This window comes from Methanomicrobia archaeon (genome assembly GCA_011049045.1).
In the GTDB taxonomy this organism is placed as follows: domain Archaea; phylum Halobacteriota; class Syntropharchaeia; order Alkanophagales; family Methanospirareceae; genus JACGMN01.
The window spans coordinates 27232-43040 of sequence record DSCO01000022.1; the positions used below are offsets into that span (position 1 = coordinate 27232).

A 15809-nucleotide genomic window follows, 5' to 3' on the forward strand; every position below is an offset into this window, starting at 1 on the left:
TGTCACCTCGATTCGCAGTAACTACCCGGTAAGCGTGCCACCGGTTCAGTAAGCGTGAACGTCCCGTCAGTGATCTTTTGCTTCAGCAATACGGCCAATTTTACCGCCCGTTTTCGGTCCGACTGCCGCAAGGTAACGGGAATCTCCTTTCCAGCAACGGTAACAACGCCGAGATGACCGCGAAAAGCGCCCCCGGCGCATAGTTGCACGCATGCACCGCAGTTGCAACAGACCCCCTCGTCTCGTTCTTTCGTCCGGGCATCAAACGCCTCGGTCGGGCACCGGTTCGCGACCTCGCACTGATCGCATTCGAGACAGCGCGATCGCTCGAACCGCACGGAACGGTCACGCCAGACGTCCGCATAGGTTATCTTACCGACCGGCAGTCTTGTGTGAACGTCCAGGACGTCAAGCGGTATCGCCTCATCGAGCGTCTTTACCCTCTCCAGCAGCTGCGGGTTCACGATCGGAATGGGCACGGCCCATGCGGTCCTTATCTCCGGCCCCGCGGCAGTGCGAAAGCCGCCGAGGTACTCAGGCAGCATCCCGTGCATATCCGCACTACCCATCAAATTCGGCTTCGCCGCAGTACTCCGGGTACCCTGACCGAGAACAAAACCCTCTGCACCGTTCATCAAGATCTTCGTGCCCATACCGATGGTCTCCATGAGCGGATCCTTCTCCAGCGGGTTCAACTCGCCACAGCCCGAGAACGTCAGCTCTCGGAACGGCCCTTTCAAGGCGCGCACTGAGAATATCGAAGCGACGGCGTCCGCCTGTGCATTGACAAATGCGAAATAGTTCTTAAAGGCATTCCGCGTGCTGCAGAGTCGTGCAACCGGTATTTGAGCAAGATCCGTTCTCGTTTCGAGCGTCCGGCCATCTGCGGTCTCTACCACAACCGCTATCTCCTCCTGTGCAACCAGTGCTCGGAACAGATGCCCACCACCGTAGCTGCTATCCCTTCGAGACGTCCCGTAGACGATAAGGTCAACGATACCAAGCCGTTCGTTGGGGCAAGGCCCGACAAAGGCCGGTACACCATTCAGGGTAACCGTTGTGGCACGCTCGAATTCGCCGTGTGCTGCAACGGGGATCGAAAGAACCGCATACGTCCCGCTCATGACGCCACAGGTGGCCGAGGTAACAACGTCAACATCTTCGAACCGTATCTCCTCACCGCTCCGCACACGGCTGCAGAGCTCCTCAGCGGTCATCACGACCGCTTTGTCACGCTTTAGGTTCTCCCGTATTTCCGCTAGTGTCCTTCGCTTCTCCATACGATCGTTTTTGGTCTGCGCCCGTTGTGCGCTCACCGTATATGCTATTGCACCCGTCGCGCTAAAAATCACCGTGCGGCAGGCACGAGCGTACCGGCACCCGCGCGTTATCGTTTCGGACACGCAAATGCCCAGTTGTATCGTATCGTGGCAAGGATAGATATACGTGTGCCGTCAAGTTATACTATACGGCAGACATGACCGCTGCAGATGAGCTGCTTACCGAGCTCTTTGTCCAGGATCAGGCACTCTCTACCGCATTGACCAGGGCGATCAAGCAGAAGCTGGGCCTGAGCGTCGGCGAATTCAGTGCGCACTCAGGCATTCCGGCCAGCACGCTCTACAAGATCCTCTCCGGTGCGCGTGATCCGAACTTGCGTACCTTCCGCAGGATCCTGAACACGATCAGAGCGATCGAGGGCGTAGAAGCGAAGACGAAGCAGAAATTCATCGCGATCGTGGGTACCCGGAGCGTCCTGGACGAGATCGAGCAGATGAGCATCTCGGTGGACACCCGGACCATTGATATCAAGGAGTACGCTGTCACGGGCATCGAGGAGGCGATCATCAGTGCGATCCAGGCGGAACGCGACGGTGCGGCCGCGCTGGTCTGCGCACCGATCGTGAGCTCCACGATCGAGAAAGTGCTGACCATACCCGTGGCCACGATCAGGCCGAAATCCAGTATCACGCGTGCGCTCGAGCTGGTAGCGCGGAAGATCAGTTGACCGCGACGAACGGTGGTTGTACTCCGTCACTCCAACTTTTTCCGCTCACCCGTCACCATATAAATGATGCGCGAAGCGATATTGCAGGCATGGTCCGCGATCCGCTCCTGGTGCAGTGCGATGAAGATCAGATGGCTCGCGCTCGTTATCGCACGCGGGTTCTCGATCATGATCGCGACCAGCTCGCGCCGTATCTGACCAAAGAGCCCGTCGACCAGGTCATCGCGTTCCGAGAAATCCTGTAACTGCTCGATCTTCTGCGTTTCGAATGCCGCGAGGCAATCGGTGAGCATGCCCTGCGTGATCTCAGAGATCCGCGGGATATCGATCAGCGGTTTCGCATACGGCTCATCCGCGATTTGTACGACGATCTCGGCGATATCGCCCGCGAGGTCGCTGATCCGATCTAAGTCCGTGATGATCTTCAGGCAGGTACCGATCAGTCTGAGATCACCAGCCATGGGCTGCTGCAGCGCCAGCAGCCGCATACACTGATTCTCAATCTCAAATTCTATTTTATCAATGACGCTGTTCGCTTCGAGCAGGTTCGATGCCAGGGTCTTATCATGGTTGACCAGCGCGGCGATCGCGTTCTTTGCTGCGATCTGCGAGAGCTCGCCCATCTTGAGCGTATCTTTTTTGAGCTTCTCCAACGCATCCAGATACTCCTTTCTGACTTTCATCTATCTATCTAGCCATACCTCCCGGTAATATAATCCTCAGTGCGCTTATCATCCGGCCGCTCGAAGATCCGCGAGGTCTTTCCGCACTCGAGCAGCTCGCCCATATAGAAGAACGCGGTGTAATCAGAGACACGAGCGGCCTGCTGCATGTTGTGCGTGACGATCACAATGGTATATTCTTGCTTCAATTCTTGCAAGAGCTCTTCGATACGCGCGGTCGAGATCGGATCCAGAGCCGAGCAGGGCTCGTCCAGGAGGATGATCTCGGGGTTGACCGCCAGGGCGCGTGCGATACAGAGCCGCTGCTGCTGCCCGCCGGAGAAGCCCAATGCGTTCTCGTCCAACCGATCCGCGACCTCGTCCCAGAGCGCAGCCTTCTTCAGGCTCTCCTCCACCACGCTGTCCATGTTCCTCTTCTGGCCGTGGATCCGCGGGCCGTAGGCGATATTATCGTAGATGCTCATCGGAAACGGGTTGGGCTGCTGGAAGACCATGCCCACCTTCTTCCGCAACTGGATCACATCCTCCTTCGGATCATAGATGTTCCGCCCGTCGACGAGGACCTTGCCCGTCGTCTTCGCGCCTTTCAGCTCGTTCATACGGTTCAGTGCTCTGAGGAACGTGGTCTTACCACAGCCCGAGGGGCCGATGAGCGCGGTGATCATGTTCGCCTCGATCTTCATCTGCACGTTCTTCAAACCGTGCACTGAGCCGTTCCGATAATAGACATTCAGGTCGATCGTCTCGATTTTGCTCATTTCTCCCTTCTTCTTTTCCGTTCTTGCCTTCCTTCTACCTCCCCCCGCCCATCTTCTTCACGTACCGGTTCCTGAGCACGAGCGCAAAGACACTGATCGCTAAAAAGAGCGCGATGAGCACGAGTGAGGCGCCGAATGCGCGCGAGAGCGCTTCCGACGTATGGCCCTGGGTGGCCAGCATGTAGACATACACGGGTAGCGAGGCCACGGGATCGCGTAACGACCGGGGGAGGAATGATTCCAGGCCCGAGCCCGCGGTTAAGAGCACGACCGCAGTCTCCCCGATCGCCTTGCCCATGCCCAGGAGTATCCCCGTGATGATCCCGGGGTATGCGCTCTTCAGGACAACATGCCAAATGGTCTTCCATTTCGTCACGCCGAGCGCCAGTGACGCTTCTCGATACGCCTGCGGCACGGTCTTTATCGCTTCTTCGCTCGCGCGCACCGTCCACGGCAGGATCATGAACCCGAGTGCCAGCCCGCCGGCGAGCAGGGAAACGCCGATGCCCAGGTAGTAGACGAGGAACGCCAGCCCGAAGAGCCCGATCACGATAGAGGGTACACCGGCCAGGCATTCCACAAAGAAGCGCACGCTGCTGGTGATCATGTTGTCAGGTGCGTACTCCGCGAGGTAGATCGCGGACGCTAAGCCCAGGGGTACGGCAAAGAGGAGGCAGACCCCGACCAGGCAGAGTGAGCCGATGATCTGGGGAAAGATGCCGCCGTATTCAAACCGGTAAGGAGCTTCACGCAAGAACTCGGGACTGATTGCCCCGATCCCATTGAGGAAGATATAGAGCACGACGATGAAGAGCACGAAGACGGAGATAAGCGCCGTTGCGCTCAATCCGGCCTTCACCAGTTTTTCTTCCGTTTCTATTCTCATCTGGTCTTCCTCATACCTTTCCGGATGATCGCGGTGGTGATCAGATTGAGGATCGCGACGATGAAGAAGAGGACCGCGCCGAGCGCGAAGAGCGCATGCTGGTGCATCGAACCCCAATCAACATAGGCATGCTCGATCACGATCGTAGAGGTGAGCACGCGCACCGAGTCCAGCACGCTCGTGGGTATACCGGGGATATTCGGGTTACCGATCACCATGAGGACCGCCATGGTCTCGCCGATCGCGTTCCCCATGCCGAGCATCAGTGAGGCCAGGATGCCGGACTTCGCATGGGGCAGGATCACCTTTCTGATGGTCTGTAATTGGGTCGCGCCGAGCCCGAGCGAAGCTTCCTTATAAGCCTTCGGCACTGCACGGATCGCGTCCTCAGAGATGCTGATAACGTGTGGGAGCGTCATCACCGCGAGGATCAACCAACCCGCGAGGATACACTCGCCGTAGCCTCCGAGGTTGTCCCTGATCGCGACCACGAGCACCATCAAGCCGAAGAACCCGAGCACGATCGAGGGTATGCCCACCAGCATCTCGACGCTCGGCTTGATGATATTCCGCATCCATTCAGGCGCGAATTCCGCCAGATAGATCGCGGTCGGTATCCCGATAAGCGCGGCGATGCCCAGAGCGCCGATACCCACGATGAAGGTGCTCACCACCGTCGGCACGATCCCAAAGAGGCCACGGGAAGGCCACCAGGTCATCCCGAAGAAGAACTCGGTGCCCAGCGCGAGGGCCGGAAAGCCCTCCTTAAAGATAAAAAAGATGATAAAAAGCACGATAAGGATAGAAGAGAGCGCGCAGGCGAAGAGCACTTTCTCGATTAGCCACTCGAGCGCGCTCCCGTTGAGCGTCATAAATCTCCTGCGCGGGATCTGCTCCTGCGCACCCATCTTACGTGCCCTCCTCCTTGTGTCGCGTCGAAAAGACCAGCTCCTGTTCGCCACGAGCAGAGATCCGGAAGATCTCGAGCACGCCCTTTTTCCGGTCGTCGTCCAGCTCGATGAGGTTGAATGATTGCGGGATCTGCCATTTCACCCGATTCGAGCATGCCGTGCCCGCATTGGCGATGACCATCCCGTTCAGGTTCCATACCCAGGGCACGTGCCGGTGCCCACAGAGGACAAGATCCACGTGACAGCGCATCAATATGTCGAGCATATCGCCCGCGTCAGTGAGGATGTTCCGTTCACGACCGGTCTTCGGCACGGGTAGCACGTGGTGATGGAGTGCAACCACGGTGAGGTCGTCCGGGTGGTGGGTGAGACACTGCTCGAGCCATTCGTACTTATCCCGGCCCACATGGCCATCATCGAGGTCCGGCTGGGTGGAATCGAGCCCTACAAGGGTCACACCACAGTGACGCTCGACCTTCGACCGCGGTCCGAAGCTCGCTTCAAACCCCAGATAGCCCACGTTCCGCACGTCATGATTCCCGGGGATAACCACTGAGATGTCGCACGCAATACGCTCGATGAACCTGCGCGCGCGCTCGAATTCGTGCGGATAGCCCGCATCGGTCAGATCACCGGTAACAACCAGGATTTCAGGCGCGAGTGCATGCAGCTTCGCGATCACGTTCTCCGCCACTTCAGGCAGGAAATGGGCCTCCGCAGCATGGATATCCGAGATGTGCGCAATCTTCATGGTTCCATCTCCTCTTTCTCCGTTACTCGCTTCACTTACTCTACACGGTTATCAAAAAAATAGCAAAAATAGGGGGTGAAAAAAAAAGCACCTCTATCCTTCACGGCATCCTCTTTTTCGGTTTTCTTTCTCCAGTTCGGCACGCTTTACGCACGCTTCATACGGCGGTGTGCAAGATACGTTACGGCCAGCAGTCCCGCAACGGCGGCTATCGTCTCGAAGCCGGGCGCTTCCGGCGTCGGCGTTGGTGCCGCTGTTGCCGGTGCGAACGGTGTTGTGCTCGGAGCGGGCGTCGGTGTTGGCGTAGCAGCCCCACGCACCTTGATGTAGCCCATATCCTCGACGACCGCTTGCCCTTCACTGCTCAGCACGAACTCAAGAAACGCCTGCGCAAGCACGTCCGGCTCGCCCTTCGTGATGAGATACAGACTCCGCTGGATCGGATAGTCCCCCGCGACAACGTTCTCGACGGTTGCCGCAATGCCGCCGATGCCAAGCGCCTTCATTGAAGCGTCGACGTAACCGAGTGAGAGATACCCGATGCTCCTGGCGTCGCTTTTGAGGGTTGCCCGTACCTCGCCGTTCGAGGACTTCACCGATGCCCGAGCCGCAATGTCCAGGGCAAGGGGTGCCATCACATACGTCTCGAAGGTCTCGCGCGTCCCGGAACCTTCTTCCCGCGTGATCACCCGGATCTCAGCATCAGCGCCGCCCACGTCTTTCCAGTTCGTGATCTGACCGCTGAAGATCCGCGCCACCTGTTCCAGTGTCAGGTCGCTGACCGCGTTGCTGGGATGCACGACGACAGCCACGCTGTCCGTGCCGATGGCCACCGGCTTCAGATCGGGATACTGCACCAGCTCCGCGGGCTTGATGTCTCGTGATGCCGCGCCGATATCGATCTCGCCCGCGCCGACGGCCTTAACGCCGTGACCGGATCCGCCGCCGGAGACGGAGATCCGCAGGTCACGATTCGCGTCCATGAGCAGCCGCGCACACTCCTGGTTGATGGGGAGCAGGGTGGTCGAGCCGGCGATGGTGAGCGAACCGGCGAGCCCGGTGGGGATCGCGGCGTCGATCGCGGGCATGAGCCCGGCACCCAGCGCCAGAAGGACGAGTGCCGCAAGTGCTATCGCCTTCGTTTTTCTCATCTGCGTTATCACCTCTTTTTTCATTCTTTGTATCACCTGGATACATATTAAATCGCAGGGATATATAAATATCTCCTAAAGACTGTACAAAAAGTATAAATATAAATAGAAAAACGGGCACGAACCCCCGCCGCGCTTGTTCCTTCATTCCTCCCCGTTATAGAAGAGCATCAAGCAGCCCGTAGGCGAGGCCGCCGATGAGTGCAGCCAGGGGGAGGGTGATCACCCACGCGGTTACCATGCGGCCAACTTCGGGCCACCGGATCCGGCTCAGACTCTGGAAGAACGATCCCCCGATCACTGAGGAACCCATGACGTGCGTCGTGCTCACCGGCATGCCCGCTAAACTCACGGCGAACAGGGCGAGTCCGGCACCCGCTTCTGCCGAGAACCCGTGCCGCGGCTCCAGCTTCGTCAAGCGCATGCCCATTGTTTGGATCACCCGCGAGCCCATGAGCAGTGTGCCGAGCGCCATGATGACGCCACAGGCGATTCGCACCCACCAGGGCACGGGAAACGGCTCTCCGGGCGGTGCGGCGAGGAACCCCGCGGCGATCAGAGCAGCACTGATCACGCCCATCGCATTCTGCGTATCGTTCATGCCGTGGCTGAAGGACATGAAGGACGCGGAGATGGGCTGGAGCTTGCGAAAGAATCGCGCCACTACGGGTGTCGGAGTGCCTTTAAAGGCGAGAAAGAGCACCCAGCTGACCACCGCAAAGATCAGCGCCCCGGCAACAAAGCCCGCAAAGGGGCCGAGCGCGATCGCAAGGAAGACCTTCTCCGTGAGGATCTCCCATCTGATCACGCGCGTGCCACCCGCGACAAGGCCCGCACCCATGATCGCGCCGACCAGCGCATGCGTCACGCTGATCGGTATCCCGCTCATGGTACAGAGATAGGTCCAGATGATCGCGCCGAGTAAGCCGCAGATGAGCACGAGGAAGAAGACCTCCGTGGCCAGGTCGGTGATCGAGACGATCCCTTTCCCGATCGTCTGCGCCACCGCGGTGAACGCGAACGCGCCAATGAGGTTGAAGACACTCGCGAGCATTAACGCCTTGAGCGGGGTCAACGCTTTCGTTGCGATCACCGTGGCGATCGCATTCGCGCTGTCGTTCGCACCATTCAGGAAGTTGTAGAGCAGCGCAAGGAATATGATGATACTGACATACGCGACTGCCGAGGCCATCAGATCAGATGCCGCCTTTCAAGCGGAAGGTCTCCAGGATATTCGCCACGTCCTCGCAGTTATCCATAGTATCTTCCAGGATATCCACGATCTCCTTGATCAGCAGCCGCTCGAGCACCTCGTTCGAACTCTCCGTCGGCGTGGTCATCAGGCGTTTGACCCATTTGCGATTTACCCGGTCCGCAATATTCTCCAATTCATTGATGCGTATGCAGCACTCCTCCAGCGTTACTTCACTGCGTCGGATGGACCGTAAACAGCACACGGCCTTCTTTATCTCGTTCGCGGTCTTCAGAATGATGGGCGCGAACTCACTCACGGGTTCGGGAATGCTCGGGTGCGGTGTAAATGCCAATCGCGCAACGGCCTTCTCCACGCCGTCGATCACGTTGTCAAGATTATGCGCGAAATAGCGGATGTCGCCCTTCTCCTCCGTGACCCGCGTGTGATCATGAAAGAGCCCCTGAATGATCTGGTGCACAATAGCGTCACCTTCCTGCTCAATGATCTTGAGCCGCTCGCGGACTTCCATGAGGTTGGACCTGCGCGCGTCATGGCTCAGTGAAAGGGATCCCTCCGGTTGAGCGTCAGCACTCAAATCCAGCATCAGTTGTGCGGCTTCCACCGCGGTATCCGCGAGCTCCTCGAAGAGTGAGAAGAATTTCTTCTCGTGCGGGAGGAAGACAGACATGCTGTGCAAGACGGAACCGAGCAGCAAGTAGTGAGCCAGAAGGGTGGCGGCAGGGCTACGAGTTTCGGCTTGCCGGGCGATTAGTGCGGCAAACCGCTTCCGCGCTTCACCTCGTGTCATCCCTCGCAGTAACAAAAGCGTGGGGGGTATTTAAGCCTTTCGAAATTCCTATATATAGCGTATATAGAATACGTAATATATACCGCTTACTCCGTTTTTTCTCTGCGACCGGCTCACGGTGCTACGCGATATGGGCCAGGAACTTCATGAATGCGCGGCTCCGGTGCGAGCGCTCATTCTTCTCTGCGCGGCTCATCTCGGCGAAGGTCTTACCGCTGATCTCGAAGAGCGGGTCATAGCCGAAGCCGTTCGTGCCTCTCGCCGTTTCCGCTATACGACCGTTAACGGCACCGACGAAGAGCAGCGGCGTCGCGGTTCGTGATGCACAGTAAGCGACCACGGTCTTAAAGGTTGCGGTGCGGGCTTCACCCGTTTGGCCCGCCATCAACCGCACGATCCCCTCGTTCCCGATCGTCCGGAATACGAATGCGGAAAAAGGGCCGGGGAAGCCGTTCAAGACGGGTATGTGGAGTCCGGAATCTTCGAGGAAGAAGGGCCGCTTGATCGTGATCCGGTTCTGGATGTAGGTCGCACTCTCCCGCGCCACCTCCTCGAGGGTATCGAGCTGCAGCTCGGGATAGTCGTAATCGAGATGCTCGATCGTGATCGCTCGCGATTCGGCTGCCGCCAGCTCCTGTATCTCCTGCACCTTGTGCGCATTGGCGGTAATGAAGAGCACCTTTCTTCTCTTGCCCATGGCTATTCACTGCTTTGCTTAATATGCTCCCGCGATAAAGATATACCCAGAGCAGCGCCCCCCAACGAGCACATGACCATTGGCAGCAGTATCAAACTTGAGCACGGTGCAGGTGGCGAGGGGATGCACGAGTTGCTCAAGCTCGTGCTCAGCTATTTCAACTTCTCGTTCACGGCGAACAGCGGTGACGGCGGTATAAGGAGCATGATCGAGGTGCCGTTACAGGCGCTGGACGATTCCGCAGTGGTTGCTGATATCGTCTTTACGACCGATTCGCACACCGTGAAGCCGCTCTTCTTCCCGGGCGGTGATATCGGGTCTCTTGCGGTCGCCGGTACGGTGAACGACATCTCGGTCATGGGTGCGCAACCGCTTGGGCTCTCGGTCGCCTTCGTGATCGAGGAGGGGTTCCCGATGCACGACTTCGAGCGGGTGTTAGCGAGCATGAAGCATACGTGCGAGGCGGCTGAGGTCGCGGTCGTCACGGGCGATACGAAAGTAGTGGAGCGGGGGGCGGTGGAGCAGCTGGTGGTGAACACCTCCGCGATCGGCCGGCGAACGGCCGCGCTGGAGCGCAATCTCGCGGAGGTACGGAAGTACCGTGCGCTCAACAGCAACTGGTTACTCGATTCGAATCTGCGCGCGGGCGATAGGATAATCGTCTCCGGGTATGTCGGTGATCATGGCGTCGCGCTGCTCTCGTTCCGTGAAGGTTTCGAGTTCGATACCGCGTTGGAATCTGATATCGCGCCCCTGAACAAGCCGATCCAGACGATCCTGGAGGTCGGGGGTATCGTAGCGATGAAGGATCCCACGCGCGGCGGGCTCGCGAATCTGCTCAACGAGTTCAGTGCGAAATCGAACGTCGGCATTCTGATCGAGGAGGCATCGATTCCCGTGCGGAAATCGGTGCGGAGCGCCTGCGAGCTCCTGGGAATCGATCCGCTGGAGGTTGGGAACGAGGGGAAGCTGGTGCTCGGCGTGGTCAAGGAGCAGGCGGAAGCGGTGCTGGCAGCACTGCGAGAAACAGAGCAAGGTCGAGATGCCGCGATCATCGGCACGGCGACCGCCGCTGTGAAGGGCGTGGTGATGAAGACCCGGGTGGGTGGTATGCGGATCGTGGAGACGCCCCTTGGTGATCCCGTGCCCCGGATCTGTTGAGGGTACGCTCTACCGTGCTGCTTTTCGGTAATGAATGGTGCACAGGTAGATCCTCGTGCGTTGCTTCGTTGGCCTCAGGCCAGGCGAAACAAACAGAACTCAGCTCTGGCTCAGTTTGAACCGCGGATCGTGTATGACGATCTCGGTGAGTCGCGCGGCCATGGTGCTCTTACCTAACGCGTTCGCATCACCGATCATATCCTCGAGCTCCATATCGAACTCGATCGCGCCCAGGAGCGGCACGTTGTATGCGCTCAGCTCGTCCCGCACGAGTGCGGACTCCCGCATCTTCATGTTCTCGATGACGCCGATGAGCGGCTTTTGCAGCTCCTGGAGCAGCTGAATGACCTTCTTCACCGTGACCAGGGCGACCTTCGAGCCGGTGGTGAGGATCAGGAACTCGGCGCGCTTCAGCCACCGGATGACGTCCATAGCAGCATCGCCGATGCCGGGTGGCATATCAACGATGAGAAAATCAAGGGCGCCCCACCGGGTAATGGCGAGCAATTCCAGCATCGCGTTCGTGATATCCTCACCACGCAGCGGTGCGGGCTCATCACCCGTGAAATAGCAGATGCTCATGAACGAGATGCCGTGCACCCGGGGCGGCATAATGCCGTACTCCTCCTCCGGGAAGACGCCGTCAATGCCCAGGATCACGTGTGCGGAAGGCGCGGACATGTCCAGATCGAGCAGTCCGACCTTGTAGCCCCGCTGAGCAAGGGTCAGTGCGAGCACCGATGAGGTCAGGCTCTTCCCAATACCGCCTTTGCCACCGGTTACCGCGATGATCCGCGCTATGCCCGCTAACCGCCGGTCAACCACGCTCACTCGCGGATCCATCGTCATGCCTCCTCGTTCAACTTATTTCAGCCCTTTTATCCGCTGGATCGTTACACCGCGACCCTGCACGACCTCAAAGTCAGGGCTCTTACAGCTCGGGCAGCGCATATACGCGTGCGCCACTTCCGGTGCAAAATGGATCGCTTCGCCCTCTGCTTCGTTCAGGTCCGATCTCTGATAGTGCCATTCGGTACCGCAGACCCGGCAGGTGAAGATCGCCGGCTCGTCTTCCAGCTTCACCTGCGCGTTCTGCAGCAGCGTCCCGTGCAGTTTCATGATCTCGTCCAGCGCAAAGGTGAACGGGTCGAGCTCTATCTGCTGCAGCTCACCGATCCGCACGGTGATCTCCGTGATCTCGGTCATCCCTTCTTTCCGTGCATCTGCAACGGCAGCCTCAATGACCGCCTCTGCCAGCGCCCATTCGTGCATCGTTCAGAGCCCTTCTGGTGGTTAGTACTGTAGCCCAGAGAGTTAAGTAGCTCGATTCTGTATCGCGGCGAGCGCACTGGTAGCAATAGCAATGCGGGATACCAGCTCCAGTAGTAGTTATACGGACGAACTCACGATCTATCCTGCGGTCTTCGCGAAGGCGGCCCCGGGAGCGAAAGTTAACCCTCGGGTTTATCTTTGTGCGGTGTCGGTCCACACTTGCAATCCTTGGGTGGTTTGTCGCAGGAGCTGCAATTACCCTTATTGTTCAAAGGCGCCCCGCAGGTGTAACAATAGTACCAAATTGCCATGTTCTTTATCGGAAAGTGATTGGCGCACCTGCTATTTAAACGTTACGATCACGATCACGCCCGAGCAGCACTCTTCGGCGCTCTTCCGCGACCGGGCTATTCAAGCTCGGATCGAGAAGCGTCAAGCGATACCGCTTTCATCCCCAAAAGGTTGGATAAGCCGTCGAGTGTTTTTGAGCGCGTTTTATCTCCCGGGCAACGATAACACCTATTTCACTTGCGGTTGAATCTAACTAACGATAACATGAGTCCCGGATACGGCTGGCAGGGCCGAATCATGCGCATTGACCTCTCAACCGGTGCAGTACAGACCGTCGTGCCCGACGATTCAGTGCTCACCGCGTTTCTCGGCGGTCGCGGGCTCGGTGCTAGATTCGTGTACGATGCGGGCCGTGCTGATGCGCTTTCGCCGGCGAATCCGCTGGTCTTTGCCGCGGGGCCGTTGACGGGCACCAGAACACCGGCCTCGGGTCGCGTCTCCCTCGCCACGAAATCGCCCTTAACCGGGACGATCTTCGATTCGAACTGTGGTGGCTCATTCGGACCTGCGTTGAAGCGCGCGGGGTATGATGCGGTTGTTATTACCGGGCGCTCGCCCGAGCCGGTGGTACTGGTGATAGAAGACGATCGCGTGGACCTGCAGCCTGCGGGAGCGCTCTGGGGCACGAACGTGAAGGAGACCACGCGTCTGCTCTCGCTCCGGGGTAGTGTCGCCTGTATCGGTAAAGCGGGCGAGCGGCAGGTGCTCTTAGCAGCCATTATTGCGGATAAGAAACACGCGTTTGGTCGTGGCGGCGTGGGTGCGGTCATGGGCTCAAAGAACCTGAAAGCAGTCGTTGTTAACGGCACCGGCAGCGTGGACGTCTGTGACGCTGATGAATTCGAACGGCAGAAGCAAACGATCAACCGGCTCCTGGTGGCGAGCCCGACGATTACCAAGGGCCTCGCGGTCTTCGGTACGCCCTTCCTGGTCAAGATCACGAGCTGGATGAAGATCCTGCCAGTGGCGAATTTCCGCGCGCTCGACCACCAGGCATTCGATCCCCGCCCCTTCTTTGCCACGATGATCGAGCGGCGGTATTCGCCCCGCAGAGCCGCCTGCTATTCCTGCCCCATTGCCTGCAAGCGCGAAGATGGCACGGGTACTGAACTGCCGGAATACGAGACCATCGGGCTGATGGGCGCGAATATCCAGAATCCTGATTACGACGCGATCGTTGAGGCGAACCGGCTCTGTAATGACTACGGCCTGGATACCATCTCGGTCGCCGGCGTTCTGGGCTGTTACGCGGAGTTACGAAACGCAGGTATTGCAGGACACGAACTGGTAGCGCTCACCGCGCAGATCGGTGAGCAAGCGGGTATAGGCGCGCGATTGGGGCGCGGTACGAAACGGTTCGCGGCCTCAGAAGGTCGTCCTGAGGCAGCGATGCAGGTAAAGGGGCTTGAGCTCCCTGCGTACGATCCGCGGGGCGTGAAAGGGCTGGGATTCAGCTACGCCACCTCTAATCGAGGCGGATGCCATACGCGAGCGTACCTCGTCGCGCCGGAGATCCTGAGGAAGCCGAAAGCGATTGACCCGTATACGCTAGCGGGCAAGGCGGGGCACGCAAAGATCTTCCAGGACCGCTTCGCCGCGGTTGATTCGCTCGTGGTCTGCAAATTCGCGTTCTTCGGTGCCGGTGAGGAGGAGTACGCGAATATCGTGAGTGCTGTGACCGGCGTGAAGTTCACCTCGGAAGACCTCATGCAGATTGGCGAGCGGATCTGGAACCTGGAGCGGCTGTATAATCTGCGTGAAGGGTTTACCGATGCGGATGATACGCTGCCCGAGCGGTTCTTTACCGTACCGGCGAATGGGCGCATCGTTGATCGCGCGGAGTTCCTGAAGACACGCACCGAATACTATCGCCTGCGTGGCTGGGACGATAATGGCGTGCCCACTGAACGGACGCTGAACCGATTGGGACTGGCAGAGCTGGAACGCTCATGACGACTCAGCGCGCGGATCTGCGCACTCAATCAAGCACACCGAAGTTCAGCGCTACGGCGCGGGCACCTGCTCCGGCACGACCGTCTCAGAGTACGTGAATGTTCCGTTCATCACGGACACGATCGTCACGCCCTTTGTCGGTATTCTACTCCCTGGCTCGTAGCTGATCGAGCCGGTAACGCCTTCCCAGTCCTTCGTTGCCGCGAGTGCCCCCAGGATCGCCGCGGGGTCGTCCGAGCCGGCGCGATCGATCGCGTCGGCCAGGAGCATCACGGTGTCGTACCCCAGTGCGGCGAATGCGTTTTCCGGCTCAACGCCGTATTCCGTACGGTACGCAGCGATAAACGCTCTGGCACGATCAGTGCCCGTGTCTTCGTCGAGCAGCGCGTGTGTCGTGAAATAAACCTCGCTCGTCTCCGCGCCCGCGATCCGCACCAGTTCCGGCGTATCGTACGCATCGCCACCGAAGATCGGCTGTGTGATCCCCGCGTCCCGGAACTGTTTCACAATCCTGCCGATCTCATCGGGCCCGGATGCGATATAGAGCAGCTCAGGCGCGGGGTTTAGCGCTTTTAATGCCGCGATCTGCGCTGAAAAGTTCAGGGTGCCGCCCGTGAAGGAATCTTCCCGCAGAATGGTACCACCCAGTTCGGTATATCGTGCCCTGAAATACGCGGCTAAGAGGCGCGTGTATTCCCTGTCCTCGCCTACCAGCAGGTACGCGGTCTTCAAGCCCCGGTACTCACAGGCATATTCCGCACCCGCCGCGGCTTGCACATTATCACCGAAGCAGGCGAGGAAGAGATACTCCGGCACGGCCCCGGGCAGTTTCGGCGAGGTGGCGCCCGACGTGATGAAGACGGTTTTCGCGTCGGCCGCAATCGGCGCGGCGGCGAGCACCATGTCGGTATCGCTGAACCCGATGATCGCGCAGACCTGATCCGTGTCGATCAGGCGATGGGCGCACTCCGCAATGGTGCGGGGGTCAGTCTTTCCGTCATAGAGTACCAGCAGAAGCTCGCGGCCATGTATGCCACCCCGCGCATTCAGCTCCTTTACCGCGAGCTGCGCGCCATTGGCCGAGGGTGTATCAAGCGAGGATTGCGCGCCCGCCAGGTTGTAGATCGCGCCGATTTTTACGGGTATGTCTGCGTCTACTTCGCCGTCACGTGCAAATCGCTTGCCGATCAGCTCGATGCTGACGACCGCAACGACCATCAGTAC

At 58.9% G+C, this 15809-nt stretch carries 16 protein-coding genes; 3 read left to right on the plus strand and 13 right to left on the minus strand.

Annotated features, from left to right (window positions below):
• Positions 1-2: 2 nt before the first annotated feature.
• Positions 3-1280: a methanogenesis marker 16 metalloprotein gene (locus tag ENN68_02005; GenBank protein ID HDS44864.1), complete on the minus strand. Its 1278-nt coding sequence runs from the start codon at positions 1278-1280 to the stop codon at positions 3-5.
• Between the two features lie 197 nt (positions 1281-1477).
• Between ENN68_02005 and ENN68_02010 the strand changes: the two genes are divergently transcribed.
• Entirely contained in the window at positions 1478-2008 is a 531-nt protein-coding gene (locus tag ENN68_02010) for a helix-turn-helix domain-containing protein (protein HDS44865.1), read from the plus strand.
• 26 nt (positions 2009-2034) lie between these two features.
• Here the strand turns inward: ENN68_02010 and phoU are convergent, their stop codons facing one another.
• The 9 genes from phoU to rdgB all read right to left on the minus strand — a co-directional run bounded on the left by phoU (position 2035) and on the right by rdgB (position 9848).
• Positions 2035-2691, minus strand: coding sequence for a phosphate signaling complex protein PhoU (phoU, locus tag ENN68_02015; protein ID HDS44866.1), 657 nt, complete (start codon positions 2689-2691; stop codon positions 2035-2037).
• A gap of 8 nt (positions 2692-2699) precedes the next feature.
• Positions 2700-3449, minus strand: a complete 750-nt coding sequence (pstB, locus tag ENN68_02020; protein HDS44867.1) for a phosphate ABC transporter ATP-binding protein — start codon at positions 3447-3449, stop codon at positions 2700-2702.
• Between the two features lie 34 nt (positions 3450-3483).
• Positions 3484-4335, minus strand: a complete 852-nt coding sequence (pstA, locus tag ENN68_02025) for a phosphate ABC transporter permease PstA (GenBank protein HDS44868.1) — start codon at positions 4333-4335, stop codon at positions 3484-3486.
• On the minus strand, positions 4332-5207 hold the full coding sequence (gene pstC / locus ENN68_02030) for a phosphate ABC transporter permease subunit PstC (GenBank protein HDS44869.1): 876 nt from the start codon (positions 5205-5207) through the stop codon (positions 4332-4334). The genes pstA and pstC overlap by 4 nt, the downstream gene beginning before the upstream one ends.
• A 37-nt stretch (positions 5208-5244) precedes the next feature.
• Positions 5245-5997 (minus strand): metallophosphoesterase, encoded by a 753-nt coding sequence (locus ENN68_02035; protein ID HDS44870.1) that lies wholly within the window; start codon positions 5995-5997, stop codon positions 5245-5247.
• Between the two features lie 146 nt (positions 5998-6143).
• A complete protein-coding gene (locus tag ENN68_02040) occupies positions 6144-7172 on the minus strand; it encodes a phosphate ABC transporter substrate-binding protein (GenBank protein ID HDS44871.1) in 1029 nt (342 codons plus the stop codon).
• A 133-nt stretch (positions 7173-7305) separates the two neighbouring features.
• Positions 7306-8340, minus strand: a complete 1035-nt coding sequence (locus ENN68_02045) for an inorganic phosphate transporter (protein HDS44872.1) — start codon at positions 8338-8340, stop codon at positions 7306-7308.
• A 4-nt stretch (positions 8341-8344) separates the two neighbouring features.
• The gene (locus ENN68_02050; protein ID HDS44873.1) at positions 8345-9151 is read right to left on the minus strand and encodes a DUF47 family protein; all 807 of its coding nucleotides are present in this window, start codon (positions 9149-9151) and stop codon (positions 8345-8347) included.
• Between the two features lie 121 nt (positions 9152-9272).
• A complete protein-coding gene (gene rdgB, locus ENN68_02055; protein ID HDS44874.1) occupies positions 9273-9848 on the minus strand; it encodes an RdgB/HAM1 family non-canonical purine NTP pyrophosphatase in 576 nt (191 codons plus the stop codon).
• A 72-nt stretch (positions 9849-9920) separates the two neighbouring features.
• Between rdgB and hypE the strand changes: the two genes are divergently transcribed.
• Positions 9921-11009 (plus strand): hydrogenase expression/formation protein HypE, encoded by a 1089-nt coding sequence (gene hypE, locus ENN68_02060; protein ID HDS44875.1) that lies wholly within the window; start codon positions 9921-9923, stop codon positions 11007-11009.
• A gap of 99 nt (positions 11010-11108) precedes the next feature.
• Here hypE and ENN68_02065 read toward each other — a convergent pair whose 3' ends face one another.
• Both ENN68_02065 and hypA read right to left on the minus strand, forming a co-directional pair.
• The gene (locus ENN68_02065) at positions 11109-11852 is read right to left on the minus strand and encodes an ATP-binding protein (GenBank protein ID HDS44876.1); all 744 of its coding nucleotides are present in this window, start codon (positions 11850-11852) and stop codon (positions 11109-11111) included.
• A gap of 21 nt (positions 11853-11873) precedes the next feature.
• A complete protein-coding gene (gene hypA, locus ENN68_02070; protein ID HDS44877.1) occupies positions 11874-12281 on the minus strand; it encodes a hydrogenase nickel incorporation protein HypA in 408 nt (135 codons plus the stop codon).
• A gap of 555 nt (positions 12282-12836) precedes the next feature.
• Between hypA and ENN68_02075 the strand changes: the two genes are divergently transcribed.
• Positions 12837-14585, plus strand: coding sequence for an aldehyde ferredoxin oxidoreductase (locus ENN68_02075; protein ID HDS44878.1), 1749 nt, complete (start codon positions 12837-12839; stop codon positions 14583-14585).
• 51 nt (positions 14586-14636) lie between these two features.
• Here ENN68_02075 and ENN68_02080 read toward each other — a convergent pair whose 3' ends face one another.
• Positions 14637-15803: an amino acid ABC transporter substrate-binding protein gene (locus ENN68_02080; protein ID HDS44879.1), complete on the minus strand. Its 1167-nt coding sequence runs from the start codon at positions 15801-15803 to the stop codon at positions 14637-14639.
• Positions 15804-15809: the final 6 nt, after the last annotated feature.

Bases quoted from the DNA above. Each gene is read 5' to 3' on its own strand.
- ENN68_02005 (HDS44864.1), bottom strand. From the start codon at position 1,280: ATGGAGAAGCGAAGGACACTAGCGGAAATACGGGAGAACCTAAAGCGT.
- ENN68_02010 (HDS44865.1), top strand. From the start codon at position 1,478: ATGACCGCTGCAGATGAGCTGCTTACCGAGCTCTTTGTCCAGGATCAG.
- phoU (HDS44866.1), bottom strand. From the start codon at position 2,691: ATGAAAGTCAGAAAGGAGTATCTGGATGCGTTGGAGAAGCTCAAAAAA.
- pstB (HDS44867.1), bottom strand. From the start codon at position 3,449: ATGAGCAAAATCGAGACGATCGACCTGAATGTCTATTATCGGAACGGC.
- pstA (HDS44868.1), bottom strand. From the start codon at position 4,335: ATGAGAATAGAAACGGAAGAAAAACTGGTGAAGGCCGGATTGAGCGCA.
- pstC (HDS44869.1), bottom strand. From the start codon at position 5,207: ATGACGCTCAACGGGAGCGCGCTCGAGTGGCTAATCGAGAAAGTGCTC.
- ENN68_02035 (HDS44870.1), bottom strand. From the start codon at position 5,997: ATGAAGATTGCGCACATCTCGGATATCCATGCTGCGGAGGCCCATTTC.
- ENN68_02040 (HDS44871.1), bottom strand. From the start codon at position 7,172: ATGAAAAAAGAGGTGATAACGCAGATGAGAAAAACGAAGGCGATAGCA.
- ENN68_02045 (HDS44872.1), bottom strand. From the start codon at position 8,340: ATGGCCTCGGCAGTCGCGTATGTCAGTATCATCATATTCCTTGCGCTG.
- ENN68_02050 (HDS44873.1), bottom strand. From the start codon at position 9,151: ATGACACGAGGTGAAGCGCGGAAGCGGTTTGCCGCACTAATCGCCCGG.
- rdgB (HDS44874.1), bottom strand. From the start codon at position 9,848: ATGGGCAAGAGAAGAAAGGTGCTCTTCATTACCGCCAATGCGCACAAG.
- hypE (HDS44875.1), top strand. From the start codon at position 9,921: ATGACCATTGGCAGCAGTATCAAACTTGAGCACGGTGCAGGTGGCGAG.
- ENN68_02065 (HDS44876.1), bottom strand. From the start codon at position 11,852: ATGGATCCGCGAGTGAGCGTGGTTGACCGGCGGTTAGCGGGCATAGCG.
- hypA (HDS44877.1), bottom strand. From the start codon at position 12,281: ATGCACGAATGGGCGCTGGCAGAGGCGGTCATTGAGGCTGCCGTTGCA.
- ENN68_02075 (HDS44878.1), top strand. From the start codon at position 12,837: ATGAGTCCCGGATACGGCTGGCAGGGCCGAATCATGCGCATTGACCTC.
- ENN68_02080 (HDS44879.1), bottom strand. From the start codon at position 15,803: ATGGTCGTTGCGGTCGTCAGCATCGAGCTGATCGGCAAGCGATTTGCA.